Annotated in this window: 19 protein-coding genes; 2 read left to right on the top strand and 17 right to left on the bottom strand. The window is 37.0% G+C overall.

Annotated features, from left to right (window positions below):
• Positions 1–63: 63 nt before the first annotated feature.
• The 17 genes from DRF59_RS06220 to DRF59_RS06140 form a co-directional block, all read right to left on the bottom strand.
• Complete coding sequence (locus DRF59_RS06220; protein WP_115957864.1) at positions 64–1,239, bottom strand: cysteine desulfurase family protein; 1,176 nt, start codon at positions 1,237–1,239, stop codon at positions 64–66.
• 2 nt (positions 1,240–1,241) lie between these two features.
• Positions 1,242–1,709 carry a hypothetical protein gene (locus tag DRF59_RS06215; RefSeq protein ID WP_115957862.1) on the bottom strand — a complete coding sequence of 156 codons (468 nt, stop codon included), beginning with the start codon at positions 1,707–1,709 and terminating at the stop codon, positions 1,242–1,244.
• A 24-nt stretch (positions 1,710–1,733) separates the two neighbouring features.
• The gene (locus tag DRF59_RS06210; RefSeq protein ID WP_115957860.1) at positions 1,734–2,321 is read right to left on the bottom strand and encodes an HAD family hydrolase; all 588 of its coding nucleotides are present in this window, start codon (positions 2,319–2,321) and stop codon (positions 1,734–1,736) included.
• Positions 2,322–2,323: 2 nt separating this feature from the next.
• Entirely contained in the window at positions 2,324–3,049 is a 726-nt protein-coding gene (locus DRF59_RS06205) for an SDR family NAD(P)-dependent oxidoreductase (protein ID WP_115957858.1), read from the bottom strand.
• Positions 3,049–4,368, bottom strand: a complete 1,320-nt coding sequence (locus DRF59_RS06200; RefSeq protein ID WP_115957856.1) for an FAD-binding oxidoreductase — start codon at positions 4,366–4,368, stop codon at positions 3,049–3,051. Before DRF59_RS06200 ends, DRF59_RS06205 begins: the two co-directional genes overlap by 1 nt.
• On the bottom strand, positions 4,365–5,252 hold the full coding sequence (locus DRF59_RS06195; RefSeq protein ID WP_115957854.1) for a decaprenyl-phosphate phosphoribosyltransferase: 888 nt from the start codon (positions 5,250–5,252) through the stop codon (positions 4,365–4,367). The genes DRF59_RS06200 and DRF59_RS06195 overlap by 4 nt, the downstream gene beginning before the upstream one ends.
• 108 nt (positions 5,253–5,360) lie before the next feature.
• Positions 5,361–6,050: an OmpA family protein gene (locus DRF59_RS06190; RefSeq protein ID WP_115957852.1), complete on the bottom strand. Its 690-nt coding sequence runs from the start codon at positions 6,048–6,050 to the stop codon at positions 5,361–5,363.
• Positions 6,051–6,074: 24 nt separating this feature from the next.
• Positions 6,075–6,566 carry a lipocalin family protein gene (locus tag DRF59_RS06185; protein ID WP_115957850.1) on the bottom strand — a complete coding sequence of 164 codons (492 nt, stop codon included), beginning with the start codon at positions 6,564–6,566 and terminating at the stop codon, positions 6,075–6,077.
• Positions 6,567–6,691: 125 nt separating this feature from the next.
• Positions 6,692–8,374 (bottom strand): S8 family serine peptidase, encoded by a 1,683-nt coding sequence (locus DRF59_RS06180; RefSeq protein ID WP_115957848.1) that lies wholly within the window; start codon positions 8,372–8,374, stop codon positions 6,692–6,694.
• An 83-nt stretch (positions 8,375–8,457) separates the two neighbouring features.
• Positions 8,458–9,081 carry a WbqC family protein gene (locus tag DRF59_RS06175; protein ID WP_407643383.1) on the bottom strand — a complete coding sequence of 208 codons (624 nt, stop codon included), beginning with the start codon at positions 9,079–9,081 and terminating at the stop codon, positions 8,458–8,460.
• A 59-nt stretch (positions 9,082–9,140) separates the two neighbouring features.
• A complete protein-coding gene (gene lepB, locus DRF59_RS06170) occupies positions 9,141–10,787 on the bottom strand; it encodes a signal peptidase I (protein ID WP_115957846.1) in 1,647 nt (548 codons plus the stop codon).
• A gap of 133 nt (positions 10,788–10,920) precedes the next feature.
• Positions 10,921–11,622 carry a 4-hydroxy-tetrahydrodipicolinate reductase gene (gene dapB, locus DRF59_RS06165; protein WP_115957844.1) on the bottom strand — a complete coding sequence of 234 codons (702 nt, stop codon included), beginning with the start codon at positions 11,620–11,622 and terminating at the stop codon, positions 10,921–10,923.
• A gap of 61 nt (positions 11,623–11,683) precedes the next feature.
• The gene (locus DRF59_RS06160; protein ID WP_115957842.1) at positions 11,684–12,322 is read right to left on the bottom strand and encodes a DUF5683 domain-containing protein; all 639 of its coding nucleotides are present in this window, start codon (positions 12,320–12,322) and stop codon (positions 11,684–11,686) included.
• Positions 12,322–13,212 carry a ParB/RepB/Spo0J family partition protein gene (locus DRF59_RS06155; RefSeq protein ID WP_115957840.1) on the bottom strand — a complete coding sequence of 297 codons (891 nt, stop codon included), beginning with the start codon at positions 13,210–13,212 and terminating at the stop codon, positions 12,322–12,324. Before DRF59_RS06155 ends, DRF59_RS06160 begins: the two co-directional genes overlap by 1 nt.
• 68 nt (positions 13,213–13,280) lie before the next feature.
• Positions 13,281–14,054, bottom strand: coding sequence for a ParA family protein (locus DRF59_RS06150; RefSeq protein ID WP_115958177.1), 774 nt, complete (start codon positions 14,052–14,054; stop codon positions 13,281–13,283).
• Positions 14,055–14,219: 165 nt separating this feature from the next.
• Entirely contained in the window at positions 14,220–15,056 is an 837-nt protein-coding gene (locus DRF59_RS06145; protein WP_115957838.1) for an energy transducer TonB, read from the bottom strand.
• Positions 15,057–15,368: 312 nt separating this feature from the next.
• A complete protein-coding gene (locus tag DRF59_RS06140) occupies positions 15,369–16,655 on the bottom strand; it encodes an adenylosuccinate synthase (RefSeq protein WP_115957836.1) in 1,287 nt (428 codons plus the stop codon).
• A gap of 180 nt (positions 16,656–16,835) precedes the next feature.
• Here DRF59_RS06140 and DRF59_RS06135 point away from each other — a divergent pair, with 180 nt between their 5' ends.
• Together DRF59_RS06135 and DRF59_RS06130 are read left to right on the top strand one after the other, a co-directional pair.
• Positions 16,836–17,123, top strand: a complete 288-nt coding sequence (locus DRF59_RS06135) for a hypothetical protein (RefSeq protein ID WP_115957834.1) — start codon at positions 16,836–16,838, stop codon at positions 17,121–17,123.
• Entirely contained in the window at positions 17,120–17,419 is a 300-nt protein-coding gene (locus tag DRF59_RS06130) for a hypothetical protein (protein WP_115957832.1), read from the top strand. The genes DRF59_RS06135 and DRF59_RS06130 overlap by 4 nt, the downstream gene beginning before the upstream one ends.
• The last annotated feature ends 37 nt before the right edge of the window (positions 17,420–17,456 follow it).

Here is a 17,456-nt window from a genome sequence, read left to right as displayed (position 1 = left end):
ATATTATATTCTTATTTCAATCCTTTATTGAATATTCAAAATTACGACTTTTACATCATAAGACTATCTATGCTCAACATTAGTTTTTTCTATAGCATAGTCTTTTGAAATTTCTTTTAAGGCATCCACGAGCGCATCAATATCTGCCTTTGTGGTCATATGGCTGAAAGAGATCCGTAAAGGGGTACAGTGATCCATTTCATCTTCAGAAAGCACCATCATCATAACCATTGAAGGCTTGGATGCTCCGGAGGAACATGCACTACCCTGTGAGACAGCAATTCCCTTCATGTCCAGCTGAAGCCCGATCAGCGGGTTTTTATAGGGTAATAAAGCGCTTAATACTGTATAAAGACTGTTTTCTTTTTCAGCACTTCTTCCGTTGAATTTAATTCCCTCGATCTCCGAAGATAGCCTTTCAATAGCATAATCTTTTATGTCCTGCATATGGCGGGTATATTCATCCATATGATTCAGTGAAAGCTCCAGTGCTTTTCCCAGCCCCACAATACCGCAAACATTTTCTGTTCCTGCTCTAAGGCTTCTTTCCTGAGGTCCGCCTGTAATAATTCCTTTTAAACCCGTAGCTTTTCTGATAAATGCGAAACCTGAGCCTTTGGGACCATGAAATTTGTGAGCACTGCACGAGGCAAAATCTACCGGAATTTCCGACAGATCAAGATCCATATGGGCCATAGTCTGAACGGTATCTGAATGGAAAAGGGCGTTATGCTCTTTGCACAGTTCTGCTACCTTTTTAAGATCAATGATATTACCGATCTCGTTGTTGGCATGCATCAAGCTCACCAAAGTTTTTTTATCTGAAGCTTTTAATAATTCTTCTAATTTATTCAGGTCGATATCTCCCTTTTCATTCGGACGGATGTAGTTTACCTCTACTCCCTTTCTGTTCTTCATATCCAGGATACTTTCAGAAACACATTTATGTTCCAACGGCGAACTGATGATCCTTTCTACTCCAAGATGTTCAACACTGGATTTAATGATCATATTATTGGATTCTGTTCCACATGAAGTGAAAATAATTTCAGCAGGAGTTACATGAAGATAGTCTGCAACCTGTCTTCTTACATTTTCAATAAGGATTTTTGCTTCCTGGCCAAAACTATGGGTTGAAGACGGATTCCCGAAATTCATCTTCATCGTGCCAACCATTGCATCTATGACTTCTTCTGCAAGAGGTGTGGTTGCTGCATTATCTAAATATATTTTATCCATTATTATTTTGAATATTTTAATTCTACGGAGTTAAACTGGTAATCTGAAGGGACTGTAAATATAAACCAGGGATTCGAAATCACCTGAATTTCCATTCCACCGGAAGGTTCTTCTGCAGGAACTTCAACATACAGGACCTGATTTTTTACAGAAACACTTTTAATTTCTGTAATTCTGTGGCTCCCGGATCTGAAGCTTCCCTGATTGTATAACACAACCTTTTTGTCTTTGGGAAATGCGGGATACTTAACGAGAGATTCAGTACCAATTTCTATAAGACCAAAACTCCCTCTGATACTATTGCGGAAATCTTTTTCGTCTTTAATAATTCTGAAGCTGACCTCATCAGTGCCTCCCTGTGATTCGGAAGCAAGAAGCTCTGCGTTTTTCTGCATACCTGATAATTTCTGGGATGGTGTACTTGTACAGCTCATTAAGGTTGCAGCAAATACGATTAACAGCCTTTTCATTTTTTACACTTTTATCACCCAAAATTAGTGAAAAAATTGGTAATGTCCCTCATTTGCCCATTTCAACATTGGCCGATCTCCTGAAGTATCCCCAAATGCAATAATTTTATCATATCTGGAATTGTTTATTTCTTCCTTTATCCTGATCAGTTTTTCCTTACCGTTACAGTTTTTACCAATAAAATTCCCTGTAAATACACCATTCTTGAATTCCGCCCTGGTAGAAACAAGTTGCATTTTCAATTCTTCAGCAAAAGGTTTTACCCAAATATCCAGTGAAGCGGTTACCAATAAACTCTGTGTATTATTACGATCAATATTTTTAATAAAGTCCAATGCATTCTCTCTGACAATACCGGGATAATGATGTTCAAAGAACTGTCTGGATTTCATTTCTATCTTTTCCTGAGTCTGTCCTTTCAGAATAGATCCGATAAAACTTTTCTTAACCTTCTCTGTTTCAGCAAGTTTCAGTTTTAGTAAAATAAAAAGAGGAATGTGTTTTAAAAATTGCATCCGGTATTTTGTAGAATCATAGAATTTAAGATACATAAACATTGTATCTTTATACGTCAGGGTTCCGTCAAAATCAAAACAATACAATTTTTTCATTTTTAAAGCTTTAATTTTTTGAATATAAATTCAGGTATATTTCTGATAATCATCATAATAATACTCCATATCGGCAAAACATATGCCACATTCTTCCGGTTTTTGAATGCTTTATAAATACTGGCGGCTGCCTGTTTGGGAGTCGCCGTAAGCTTAGGATTCAATGGCAGGCCTTCTGTCATTTTAGTTGCCATAAAACCCGGCTTTATGGTGAGAACATGTACTTTTTTATCAAAAAGGTAATTTCGTAAACCACTCAAATAGGTTGTAAAAGCAGCTTTTGCACTACCGTAAATGAAATTGCTTTGTCTTCCTCTGTCCCCGGCCACCGATGAGAGTCCGATTATAATACCTGATCTTCTGTTCTCAAATTTATGGGCAAAATAGTTCATAACCGGAACAAGTTTGGAATAATTGATATCAATAATACGTTCCGTATTTCTATTATCATAGAGACCTTCATCTGTTCCTTCACCTAAATATCCCACGGCACAAAATAATACATTTGAATTGACATTATCAAATCTATTATAATCAATTTCTTTCATCAGGTCCAGCTCAATAACTTCGGATTGCTGCAGAAACTTTACATCCAGATGTCTTGCAAACCTTTCAGTAGTCTCTTTATTTGAGGTGAAAAGATAAATTTTTTCAAACTTTTCTCCTTCCTGAAGTGCTTTTTCCACAAATGCCTGTGCCACTTCAGATGTACTTCCCAGAACTATCATTATGAGTTATTATTTAGAATTCTTTTGTGCTGTAAAGACACAAATTTAGAGTTTCGGATATTTTTCAGGTAGTTGGTCAGCGATGATCTGCTCATGCTATCTTTGGTAAGATAAATTCTCCCTCCAAACTCCTGAACAATACCATCCAGCTCATCAACCAGTTTTTTCAGTTTCGGATTGACTTTAAAATCCAGGGCAAGTGTATAGCCTTCAACCGGAAATGAATTATAAGCTTCAGGATTATTCTTTCCAAAAAGTTTTAATACGGCCAGGAATGAACCATTCCCGCTTTTGGCTATCGTTTCCAGAATTTTCTTCATTCCTTCTTTTCCCGCCTCTTTTGGAATTACCATCTGGTATTGTATGAAACCGGATTTTCCATAGATCTTATTCCATTCATTAATAGCGTCCAGCGGATAGAAAAACGTTTCATAATCAATAAAGTTTTTCACTTCCTTTTTGGTCTGTTTTTTATAATACAGCCAATTGAATATTTTTACAGTAAGTGCATTCAGTACAAATCCGGGAAAATAAAAAGGAACAGTAGGCTGTAGCTTTTTTTTCAGTCTTAAGGGATTTTTTGCCAGGTTTTGAGGAAGTTCATGCTGAAAGGCATGCTCCCCTCTCATCAGAATACTTCTGCCAATATTCTTTCCTTTCTGAAGACAGTCTATCCAGGCAACAGTATAAGTCCAGTTTTCACTTTCATCAAACAATCTGAAAATCTCATCCAGATTCTCTGCTTTTATACTTTCCTGACGGATATAAGCTGATTCAATATTTTTAAGCTTAAATTTTGCTGTAAGAATGATCCCCGTAAGCCCCATTCCTCCAATGGTAGCCCAGAACTTTTCAGAGTTTTCGTCTCTGGAACAGGTGATAATCTCACCGTTCTCCGTCATGAGTTTAAACTCTATAACATATTCTGAAAAACAGCCTTCTGCGTGGTGATTTTTTCCGTGAACATCTGATGCTATAGCCCCACCCACCGAAACAAATTTTGTACCTGGTGTAACGTAAAGAAAATATCCTTGTGGAACTGCTATTTCCAGCACCTCTGAAAGCAATACGCCGGATTCACATTCAATAATGCCGTTCAAACGGTCAAAGCCAATGAATTTATTTAATTTTTTTGTTGAAAAGATCGTTTCACCCAATGAAGCATCTCCATAGCATCTTCCGTTACCTCTTGCAATTACCTCATTATGGCTGAGTACAAACTCCTTTATCTTTTTGAAGCTGTCCTCAGATCTCATTTCTTTTTCCACTACCGGGAAATTTCCCCAGTTTGTAACTTTCTGTATGAAATTCGGCTTCATTTCTTAAAGTAAATTTGAATTAAAAATGTGGCTACCCATAACAATAAGGTTACCTGTATATAACGGTCTCTGTATACAATCTTTGTAGGAGATTCGGTTCTGTTGTAAACCAGGGTCTGCTGCAGATATCTCAGCAAGGCAAATACAACAAAAACTACCGTATAAAAAACTCTTTCATGAAATCTGGCCTGTACCTCAGGAGAAAGGGTAAACATCAGATAACACACGATGGCAAGTGTAATGGAAATAGATAAGGCTATATCAGCAAACTGTACATTATATCCATCCAGGGCCCTCCTTGTTTTACCAGAAACCTGGGCATTGATCAGCTCTCCTCTTCTCTTTCCGATCGCCAGAACCAGTGCCAGCACAAAAGTCAGCAATATGGCCCATTGTGAAATAGAGATTCCTGTAATATATCCACCTGCAAGGACCCTTAAGACAAATCCAATGGCAATAATAAAAATATCAATAATGGGAACATGTTTCAGCCTGAACGTATAAGCCAGGTTCATCACCACATAAAAACCTATAATGGTACCAAACTTCCACAAAGGCTGCCGGAAATAAAACTGAGCGAAAAAGACTAGAGCGACATTAATGATGATAAGCCCTGTAAGAATACCTATTGCTTTTGATTTTGAAATGGCACCACTTGCCAGGGGCCGTCTCCTTTTTTCAGGATGCTTCCGGTCTGCTTCAATATCATTATAGTCATTCAGAATATAAACAACACTGGCAGCCAGTGAGAAAATAATAAAAGCAAAAATACTTTTAGCCAGAAGATCCAGATTGGTAATATTGCCTGAGAAAAATAGAGGGACAAAGACAAAAAGGTTTTTCACCCATTGCTCTACACGGAGCAGCTTTAGATATTTCTTCATTTATGTTGTTTTCAAATACAAAAATAACAAATTCAAACTTTACAGCATAAAAATACAAAAAAAACCGCCGGGGCGGTCTTTTACGAAAATATTTATATGTTAAATTAATTATTGCCCTTGTTTGGCATCATTAATCATCTTTTCATTTGCAGTAATGGCAAATTCCACTCTTCTGTTTTTAGCTCTTCCTTCTTCAGTATCATTGCTTGCAACAGGCATAGCTTCACCTTCACCTTTTGTAAACATTCTGTTTGAAGCAATTCCTTTTCCGGATAAGTAAGCTTTTACCGCATCTGCTCTTCTTTGAGAAAGTCTCATGTTGTAATCATCTGCACCTTTACTGTCTGTATGCCCGTAAATGTTGATATTCGTATCAGGGTTATTGGTCAATACATCAGCCAGTTTATCTAAATTGGTTTGTGCTACAGAAGTAAGATTTGAAGAGTCGAAAGCAAAATTAACAATACTTTCATTCATCGTTACTTTAATACCATCTCCTACTCTTTCCACCTGAGCTCCCGGTAAAGTTTCTTTAATTTCTTTAGCCTGCTTATCCATTTTACTACCGATAACATTACCTGCAACACCACCGATAATACCTCCTAATACAGCACCAATCGCTCCGTTTCCACCTTTACCTACATTATTTCCAAGGATACCTCCTAATACAGCTCCTGATGCTGCACCTACAGCTGTACCTCTCTGCTGGTGATTTGAATTCTGAACCGCTTCACAGCTTGTTAACAATAATGCTGATGATAAGAAAAGGGCTCCTACGTATGTTTTATTAAATTTCATTTTTTTGATCTTTTATGTTGATAATTATTTCATTCCGGTTCTCTGGAAGTTGTAAACAACTTTTACATTTCCTCCTTCAAACGGAACATCCTGTTCGAGTGAAAACTGGTCTGTAGTCTGGCTAACTAATGTAAGAGTATAACCTGCTGTATTTTGTTTTGCTTTCGTACCTGCTGCAATTTTCTTAAACATGAACGTACTGCCATCTTTTACTTCAAACTTGATCGGTTGTGTAATAGCCGGACAGTCTCCTCCTCCATTCAGTGTATAGGCGCCGGTCCAGTTATTAGGAATCAATCTCCAGTGGCTTCCTACAAAACACTGAGCATCTGCTCCCTCATCAAAAGGTTTAATTTTATATCCTTTATCATAATCCACGCTAACAATCTGCCAGTCTCCTTTTAATTTAAGAAAATCGGCTCTCTGATTCTGAGATGTAGCTGCTTTATTCACTGAGGAACAAGACACTGCAAAAAGTGATGTTCCTAACATCCCTGCAAGTAGTAACTTTTTCATTTTGTTGTTTATTATTTTGTTACAATAAAGTTACAAAAAACCGTGCCAAAATTGAAAATAAAAAATAAAAAAAGTCCGAAAATTTCGGACCTTTTATGGTTTAGCCTTAAATACAGGCAGATAAACTATTTTTTAACAGTCTTTTTTACGGATTTCGAAGACCTGGCAGGTTTCGTAGTTTTACCGTTATAGAAATTGGTGTAAGCGTATTCTGCTGCCTTTTTCACATCTATAACTCCTCCTGCCTGAGAATAGTCAGCAAATCCGTTTTCTGTATTCGGATTACTTGTTTTCACCAGGGATTCGATGATCTGCGCTGGTTTAAGATCCGGCATATAAGCTAGCAAAACAGCAGCAGCTCCTGCTACAACCGGTGAAGCCATTGAAGTACCCTGAAGGTATTTATATTCATTCTTAGGAACGGTTGAGTAAATTTCTTCTCCCGGAGCAAAAACATTCACCATTTTTTTATTGTAGTTAGAGAAACTTGCTCTCAGTTCATTGTTCTTATTTGTACTTGCTCCTACTACCAGAACATTGCTTACAAATGGTTTCTCATCAGCAACATTTTTAAAATTGGTAGGATAAGCCAGATGTTCTGCTACATCTTCATTTTCATTTCCGGCAGCCTTTACTAAAAGTACCCCTTTATCTTCGGCATATTTGAAAGCATCCCAAACCACGCTTTTACCCGGCGAAACCGGCTTTCCAAAACTCATATTCAGCACTTTTGCACCATTATCCACTGCGTATCTGATCGCATTAGCCACATCCTTATCTCTTTCATCCCCATTAGGAACTGTTCTTACAGACATAATCTTTGCCACTTTGGAAGCAACCCCATACTGTACCACATTTCCCTGCGGAAGTCCTGCAATAATTCCTGCGACATGTGTTCCGTGTTCCGCATCGGGACCTTCATAATGATTATTTCCATAATTTTTTTCAGAATAGTCATCATAGTTGTCTCCTACGATTTCTTTTCTGGTATCATAGCTCAGATCATATTGCTTGGATTGCGGGGCATAATAATCAATGGCTTCTTTCATCTGCTCTTTGATTGCTTTTTCAAAGTCTGCAGATGATTTTCCCTTAAATTCAGGACTTTGGGAAACCTGTCCCAATACCTGAAATGCAATAGCATCTTTCTGATCTGTAGGAGCTTTGATTGCTGAAATGGTTTCTGCTGTCACAGGTTTTCCTCCTAATAATTTCATCATATTAGGAATCAGGTCATTGATCATCGTATAGGTCTGAAGACCTTGTTTTGCATCAATGCTTTTTTTATTGAAAAGCTCTTTAGCTTTCATATACATGGCAAAATCTTCCGGCATTTTCGCCTGGTTTGCCTTATTCTTTGTAGAATCATCCCCTTCAAAAAGAGGCTTATATTTGGCAACAACTCTTGTCACTTCCATATTATCAATATCTACATCACCATTTTTCCCACCAATAAAGTTCCATCCGTGGATATCATCAATATATCCGTTTCCGTCATCATCCTTTCCGTTCCCGGGAACTTCATTAGGATTTGACCAGACGTTTTTCACCAACCCCGGATGATCTACCTGCACACCACTATCTAAAACACCTACTATAACAGTTTTGGGTTTCAGACCTTTAGATTCTAAATATTTGTATGCATTTGCCGTATTTACACCATATACTTTTGAAGTTGAAAAATCTTTATGATACCATGTCATCAGATCTTTGTCTTCATTCGGATCTATGCCTGCAGCTTTAGATTCCTGCGCATAAGAGAAACTAAAACCTGCTAAAAAAACAGCAGCTAATAATACCTTTTTCATATCTTGATATTTATTTTTTCTAAGGTCATGCAATCACCCTATCTTCATTTAATGTCGGGAATTACGTTAATGGTGACCTCCTATTAATATGATTGTTTAATATTTTTTATATAAGTAAGAGATTCCGGGCCTTTGTTACAGATAAGATCCAAAACCGATAAATCTTCCAAAAATCCAAACTTATCAGAAAAGCTCTGGTAATACTCTTCCATCTGGAATTCTGAAGGAAGCTTAGCCGAAAACTTTTCTCTGAAATTAATACTCTCAGGATTTTTGATATATTCTTCATTCAAAGAGTGTGCCTTTTCTGTTTTTAATATCTGTTGGATAACTTCCAACCCTTTCAGGTTAAAATCTAATAAAAATTTTTCTTTAAGGTCAAATATTTTACTGAATTTATCTTCGTAATATTCAAAATAAGGAGAGCTCTGATAAGCCGTTTTAATGGATTTCCAGTGAAGGTTTCTCCAATCTTCCCTGTAGGAAATTTCAATATCTTTCATTTCCCTTTTCCCGTTATGACTGATAGGAATGATCAGTGATAGCTTTCCGTTAGCTCCGTAAATATTGGCCCTGTTCCTATACGTTTGTTTTGGAAAATTTTCGTATTGTTCAAATATAACTTCGTTTTCAACATCTAAAAACACTGAAAACCATGAAACCGGTGGCAAATAGAATACCGGTAATAAAACATTCTTCATATTCATAATGCAAAAATGAAGTATTTTTTCAAATACTTCATTCTATTTTAGTTTAATTTTTTTATTTATAGTTCGTCCTCAGTTTTTTTCTTTCTGAATAATTTCATGAAATATTCCCAACCGAAGAATAATATTAAGATCATTGCTGCAATCCACCAATAAGAAGTTTTATTAGCCTCTCCTGTGTTGGTAGCTTTGAACATCCTTTCCCAACGGATCTTAAATGGAGCCTGGTAAGTTGAACTGTTATCAGCAAATGCCCCCTGAAGGCTCATCCAGGTAAACATAGGCTTTCCAACAATATTTTCTTCAGGAACAAAACCAAAGAACCTTGCATCTAATGAAGCATCTCTGTTATCCCCTACCATCATATAATAATCCTGTTGGATCGTATAACTTGTTGCCGGCTTACCATTGATAAAGATCTGATGATCTCTTTCTGCTAAACTGTTGTGCTCATATTCAGAAATAATCCATCTGTACATTGGAAGTGTTTCTTTATTAATCGCAACAACATCTCCTTTCTTAGGGATTCTTACCGGGCCATACCAATCTGCATTCCAGGGTTTATTAACCGGGAAAATAGACTGGGTTGTATCAATTCTTGTTCTCGCTTCATCTTTATAAGCTATTGCGGCTTCTCCTTTTGCAGAAACATCCTCTTTCATATCAACAACCTGAGGAAGCTCTTTAATTTCTTTAGCAGTCTTGTCAGTCAGTCCCTGGAAAGCATACAGATATCCATTCTGCTGTTGTAGTTCCTGAACCGGCAAAAATCCATAAGCATTATATAAAGCCGGAATATCCAGCTGGCTTGTGGTATTAACAATGTATCTGTGCTGTACTTCCTGATCCCCCAAAACCGTTTCCGGTTTTCCGTTTACAAAAAGTCTTCCTGCTCTCATTTCAAAAGTGTCACCGGCAGTAGCCACACATCTTTTAACATAAGGATCCTTTCGGTCGATCGCTGTATGTACAGAATCCTGAGGATAGTTGAAAACAACCACATCATTTTTTTGTGGCTTGTTGAACTGTAAAATTCTTGTATATGGTAATTTTACCCCATCCACATAAGATTTGGGATCATCTTTTGGATTCCCTTTCTGTCCGGTATCCATGATTGTTCCCTGAAGGAAAGGTATTGCCAGCGGACGCATTGGCAGCCTGTATCCATAGCTCCATTTATTTACAAAAAGGAAATCTCCCACCAACAGCGTTCTTTCCATAGATCCTGTGGGAATCCCAAATGGTTGTGTAATGAAAACGTGAATAATGGTTGCAAAAACAACAGCAAAAGTAATCGAACCAAGAAATGTGTCTTTCTTTTTCGCTTCTTTTTCTTCATCTGTAAGAAAAAGATCGTTTGCATTTTCATCCTCTAACTCAACATCTTTGGAATAGTTCACAGTCGCCATATAGATAAATGGCAGAATTACGGTAAGAAGCTGATCTTTAAAAAGGGTCTTCCCGAACTTCTTCATCAGGTAAAGATGGAAAACAGACATCATAATAGGACCCACGATCGGGAGGTAAGATAAAATAGCCCACCATTTAGGATGTTTGGTTTCTTTCAGGATAATGAAGTAATTATAGAAAGGGATAAATGCAAATACAGGGCTATATCCCATTTTTTTAAACAACTTCCAGGTTGAAATTCCCATTAATACAGATAAAATGAGAACATATACTGTATAAGTTAAAAAATAATTCATAAATTTTTTGTGCCTATTCTAATGATATAATGATAAATGACGAGTAATAAAATGATCGGAGCTTTTTTTGCTATTACAATTCACTATTCATCATTTTCTGTTATTTGTCGCAATTTAAAGAATTTGTTACAAATTAAAGCCCTAAAACGTCTTTCATTCCGAAATTCCCCTTCTTATCCCTGATCCATTCAGCTGCAACTACAGCGCCTAACGCAAAGCCATTCCTGTTGAATGCCGTATGCTTAATTTCAATTTCATCTACTTCACTTCGGTAAAAAACGCTGTGAGTTCCCGGCACTTCATCCTCACGGACTGCAAAAATCCCGAGTTGATTCCCCTCGGTTTCTTCCAGCTTCCAGGCTTCAAATTTAGGATTGTTATTGATAATACCTTCTGCAATTGAAATAGCTGTTCCGCTTGGTGCATCTTTTTTATGAATATGATGAATTTCTTCAAGCTGGCAGGAATATTCATCTACATTTTTCATAAGATCTGCCAGTTTTTCGTTTAACGCAAAAAACAGATTTACGCCTAAACTAAAGTTTGAGCCATATAGAAATGCTGTATCATTTTCAATTGCCAGTTTCTCGATCTCCTCTTTTCTCTCCAGCCATCCTGTCGTTCCACAGATCACAGGAACTTTATGTTCAAGGCAGGCTTTAATATTATGAAAAGCAGCTTCCGGAAGGGAAAACTCAATGACAACATCCGGATTGTTAAGATTTTCAGCAGTTGGTGTTTCTTTCAGGCGGGCAACTACTTCATGACCTCTTTTCTGTGCGATCTCATCTATGATCTTACCCATTTTACCGTAGCCTACTAATGCTATTCTCATAATCTTTTTTATTTATAATTTCCCTACCGACTCATCATCGGTTCATGGTAATATTGTTGTATTAAAATCTATAACTTAAACTCAGTCCGGTCTTCGGCTGAGTGTAACCATACTGGTCCTGAATAACTGCAGGTTTAAAAGACAGATCAGGGTCATGGCGGCTTTCATAAAGATGGGCATCTACTACTGCATCTACAATATTCAGGATATAAATCAGACCTGTAATGGCAATAGCATAATCCCTTTGTCTTTTAGCCCGGTCCTGAACATTTCCCAAAGCTTTTTTATCCAGCCATGGATGACTGTCTACAAACTCATTGGGAGTACCATTGAGTTTAGCAATATAATATTCACGGTATTTCTTATACTGATTGTCATTCCAGATTGCAATACCCACTCCTGCTCCTACAGCACCCCAGACAATAGGTATTTTCCAGTATTTTTTATTATAATACTGACCTAATCCCGGAAGTACGGCAGAATACAATCCTGCTCTGGTAGGATTTAATTTTAATGTTTTTGTTGTAGGGCCATTGGCTTTTTCCAGATCTGCAATGATTTTTGCTTCTGTTTTCCCCGGTTTTACCACTGGTGTATCCTGTTCCGGTACGGTTTGCATCCGAACGGTATCAACAGGACTGACCTGAGAATAAGCCAGTACTGTAAGATTCAGGAAAAAAGTGAAAAGTATTTTCTTCATTATTTTATGTGGGATAAAATGTATTCCAGCTCTTCTTCATTTTTGAAGTCCAGAACAATCTTACCTTTTTTACCATTTCCGGAAGCTTTGATCTCCACTTTTACATCCAGGATGTCAGCAATCGTCTTCTGGGCTCTTTTATAATTATTGGAAAGCTCTGCTTTTGCTTTTTTAGCGGCCGGAGATTTTGGATTCTTCAAGGCAGCAGCAGCCTGCTCGGCCTGACGAACATTTAATTTTTCTTTGATGATCAGATCAAACAAAACCTGCTGGTCTTCTTCATTTTCAAGACTGATGATCGCTCTTCCGTGTCCTGCTGAAATCTCTCCGCTCCGGATTGCATTCTGAATATCAGGATTCAGTCTCAGCAATCGGATTGAGTTGGTGATGGTACTTCTGTCCTTTCCAATTCTCTGGCTAAGGTTTTCCTGGGTAAGACCGATCTCCTCCAAAAGCCTGTGATAGGTAAGGGCAATTTCAATGGCATCCAGGTCCTCTCTCTGGATATTTTCAACAAGAGCCATCTCAAGAAGCTCCTGATCATTTACCAGACGGATGTATGCAGGAATCGTAGTTAGCCCCGCAATTTTAGTTGCCCTGTAACGTCTTTCCCCTGATATGATCTCGAATTTCTCACCATCTTTCCTCAGTGTAATCGGCTGGATCACTCCCAGGTTCTTGATAGACTGGGCAAGTTCATTTAATGCTTTTTCATCAAAATAAGTTCTGGGCTGCGTCGGATTCGGATATATATCCTCCAGTGCTACTTCTACAATATTCCCAACAAATTTATCTGCTCCTTCATCGGTAGCGGAATTAATTGTTGCTTTGGATTCTGCACTCAATATGGCTCCTAAGCCGCGTCCCATAGCTCTTTTTTTGTCCTTCATAGATATAATTGATAAATGATGTCTGATCAGTAATGCCTCATTCCCTGACCTGCCATTTATTATTAATTTTAATTTTTTACTAAATTCTCGTTCTTTAACAGAACTTCTTCTGCTAACTGAATATATTGTACCGCACCTTTACTTTCGGCATCATAATTCAGGATACTTTCTCCAAAGCTTGGCGCTTCGCTCAATCGTACATTCCGGCTGATGATGGTTTCAAAAACCATTTCAGGAAAATGCAGATTTACTTCTTCCACTACCTGGTTTGACAGTCTTAACCTGCTGTCATACATGGTAAGAAGAAGACCTTCTATATCAAGATCTTTATTATGGATCTTCTGAACATTTTTAACTGTATTCAAAAGTTTCCCCAGCCCTTCCAATGCAAAATATTCACATTGAATCGGAATAATTACAGAATCAGCCGCAGTAAGGGCATTTACTGTAATAAGACCTAAACTCGGTGCACAGTCAATAATGATGTAATCATAATCTTCTCTCACACTTGCCAGAGCTTTTTTCAGCATATATTCACGGTCTTCTTTATCTACAAGCTCGATTTCTGCTGCGACAAGGTCAATATGTGAAGGAATAATATCCAGGTTCGGAGTTGCAGTTCTTTTGATACAAGTCCTTGTATCTGCACTGTGCTCCAGTAGATTATAGGTAGAATACTGAACGTCTTCCACACCCAGGCCCGACGTTGCATTCGCCTGAGGGTCAGCGTCAATGATTAATATTTTTTTTTCCAATACTCCTAATGCTGCTGCCAGGTTTACCGCTGTGGTAGTTTTACCAACACCTCCTTTTTGATTAGCAATACCTATGATTTTTGCCATTGTTAGAACTTTAAGATTCAAAAATACACTTTTTTCTTTGCTCTCGATAAAGGGGGAAATCCAAAATTGAGTTAAAATATTGTTAATAAGCATTTTAACATTTAAAAAAATTATCCACAAAAAAAAATCTTTGTGGATAACTCTTTAAATTTATTTCAGTTCATATTATTCAAACTTCATAGAGATCGGAAATTTGAAGTAACTTCTTACGGATTCTCCTTTTTTATTTTTGGCAGGGATCCATTTTCCTTTACCGGAAATTGATTTGATAGTCCTGATTGCTTCATTGTTGAAATCTGCATTAGCTCCACTGGCTTTTATTCCTGAAATGGTTCCATCCATTTCTACAATAAAGGTAACTGTTGTTTTCATAATATCATCTGACTCAAACCCGGAACTGTCAAAGTTATTCATTACTTTATTTCTGAAAGAGTCTATTCCACCTGTAAAATTAGCTTCCACACTCAGCTCCGTTTCAATTTTCTTAGGATCAGGTTTTTCAGCTACAGGTTCAGGTGCTACATGAGGAACCGGACTTTGTCCTATTGCAGGAGGTAGGACGGGCATATACGTGGTAGATACCACTTCTTTACCCGGTGAAGCCTGAGTTCCTGCTATTGCTTTATGAGTATCTTCCAACTCTTTTCTTTCATTGGTAACAGTAGCCTTAGGTTCGGGCACAGTAGCGTCATATGTTTTTACTTTTTCGGACTGAACAGGTTGTGTCACCTGTACTGGTGGAGTTACAGGCACATCCGGCAGAACGGGAGTAAAATCAATCACCACTCCCTCTGGTTCGTGGTAAGGAACTTCCGTTTTGAATGCAGAAATGGCAAACGGCGTAATGGATATTGCTGCCAGTAAACTTACTCCTACAAAAAGTGCTTTGGTTAATATTCTATCTGATTCGTTTCTTAGTACATAAGCCCCGTATTCTTTATTCCGGTGCTCAAACAGGACTTCGTTAAAACGGAATTCCTGATTTTGATTCGGTTGTTTCATCACAATTCAATTTAAACTGTTAAAAAATAATCATTGTTAATTCATTAATTCTTATCGATAAGCAATGTTTCAATATCAAAATATCTGCCACAATTTTATCAAAACAACATAATATTAGAAAATTTTATGATAATGTTTAAAATTTAACATTTTCAAATAGAAATTCTATACAGAAACAACACTATCCATAAAATCAACAATAAACTCAAATAACTGAATCCCAACAAGATTACAGGCAGTAGAGAAATAAGCAACAAAAAAAGAGACCATCAAATAAATGATAGTCTCTCTGATATTTTATAGTCTGGAATATTAGAATAATTCTTTTCTGATAATGTTCTGGCTTCTTTCAGGACCTACAGAAACTAAATATACGTTGATTCCCAGGTATTTCTCGATGAACTCGATATACTTCTGAGCATTATCCGGAAGCTCATCATAGCTTCTGGCTTTAGTTATATCTTCTTCCCAACCCGGAAGATCCTGATAAATAGGCTCATAGTTATACAATTTCTCTGTAGATGAAGTCAGATAATCAATAATTTTTCCATCTTCAGTTTTGTAATGCGTAACAATTTTAAGAGTGTCAATTCCGGTAAGAACATCCAGTTTAGTAATTACCAGATTGTTGATACCATTAATCATACAAGCATGTTTTAAAGAAACAAGATCTAACCAGCCTGTTCTTCTTGGTCTTCCTGTTGTAGCCCCAAATTCACCACCAATCTGTCTGATCTTTTCTCCTAATTCGTTATCCAGTTCAGACGGGAAAGGTCCGTTTCCTACTCTTGTACAGTATGCTTTTGCTACCCCGATAAGGTTTTGAAGTGAAGTTGGTGGTACACCTGCCCCAGAACAAACCCCTCCGGTAGACGGGGAAGATGAAGTTACATATGGATATGTACCGAAATCGATATCAAGCATTAATGCCTGAGCACCTTCAAACAATACATTCTTTCCTGCATGGATTGCTTCGTTCAATTCTAATTCCGTATCTACGATTCTATCCTGAAGCTGTTTTCCAATCTCTAAAAATTCGTTGTAGATTTCTTCAACATCTAAAACCGGTTTTCCGTAATATTTTTCAAAAAGCGAGTTTTTAACCTTCAGGTTTTTCTCGATTTTGTCCCTTAAGATCTCCGGATTTAAAAGATCTACCATTCTGATTCCTACTCTTGCGATTTTATCTTCGTAGCAAGGTCCGATCCCTTTTTTGGTAGTTCCGATCTGAGTTCCTCCATGTTCCTCTTCACGGTACGTATCCAGAAGAATATGGTAAGGCATGATCACATGGGCTCTTCTGCTGATAAAAATGTGATCAGTTTTCAGTCCTTTGCTTTCGATCTGGTTTACTTCCTTAATGAAAGATTTAGGGTTTACCACTACTCCGTTTGCAATGATACATTTCCCTTTGCATTGAAGAACTCCCGAAGGAAGAAGGTGCAGAACGAATTTTTCATCACCCACATAAACGGTGTGGCCAGCATTGTCTCCACCCTGGAAACGTACTACGTAGTCCGATTTTGCTGATAAAACATCCGTGATTTTTCCTTTGCCTTCATCTCCGTACTGAAGACCTACAACTACATAAGTTGACATATTTTACTTTTGTTTTTAGATTCGTGCAAAATTACTTTTAAAAAAAATGACGGCCAAATTCTAGAGGATATTTATTTTCAGTTAGGGTGAAAATCATGAGGTTGAATATAAATAGATATATATAAGTTTTACTTCCAGAACTGTATAAAATGGATTATATTTACTGTAAAATCACACCAAATGAAATTAAGAATTCTGATCCTACTTTTATTGACACCCTTATTTTATATAGATGCACAAAATAAAATAAATAATTATCTAAATATACCGGGACCCATCCATTTGAATCAAAAAGAATATCATTTAGCCTGGAGCTCGCATCCGAATGAAAACTATTTCAAACAGGAATATGTAAGTTCAAATGAAAATGTCAATAAATATAACAGCATGGTTTTGATTGACTTTATTAAAGGTGATTTCAATCTCAGAGATATTGTTGATCAAAAAATAGCCGAATCCGGGAAATGAAAAAGGCCAATCCTGTTATCAGTTATCAGATTCATGAAAATAAGGGAGAGTATATTTTAGATTTTCTTATCAGCGAAAATTCAAAGGACAACAAAGAAGTATTAATTGCAGAAAGAAATATATATCGCTATAAAATTATTAGTAATAAAAAGAGTAAAGGTATTCTTCTTTTTGCACTGAGTGAAAGAGGGTATCCGGAAAATATGGATTCTTTCTTTAATAATTTAAAAACCAATACTTCAAAATTAATTGAAATAGTTGGAAATTATAACCTCACAAATATTGAAATAAAATAAGACTCCAATCGTTATGAATTCATCTCAAAAATCAAGC

Source organism: Chryseobacterium flavum (assembly GCF_003385595.1).
Taxonomy (GTDB): Bacteria; Bacteroidota; Bacteroidia; order Flavobacteriales; family Weeksellaceae; genus Chryseobacterium; species Chryseobacterium flavum.
Note: the sequence above shows the minus strand (reverse complement) of the source record. Positions and strands in the feature narration are given on the sequence as shown.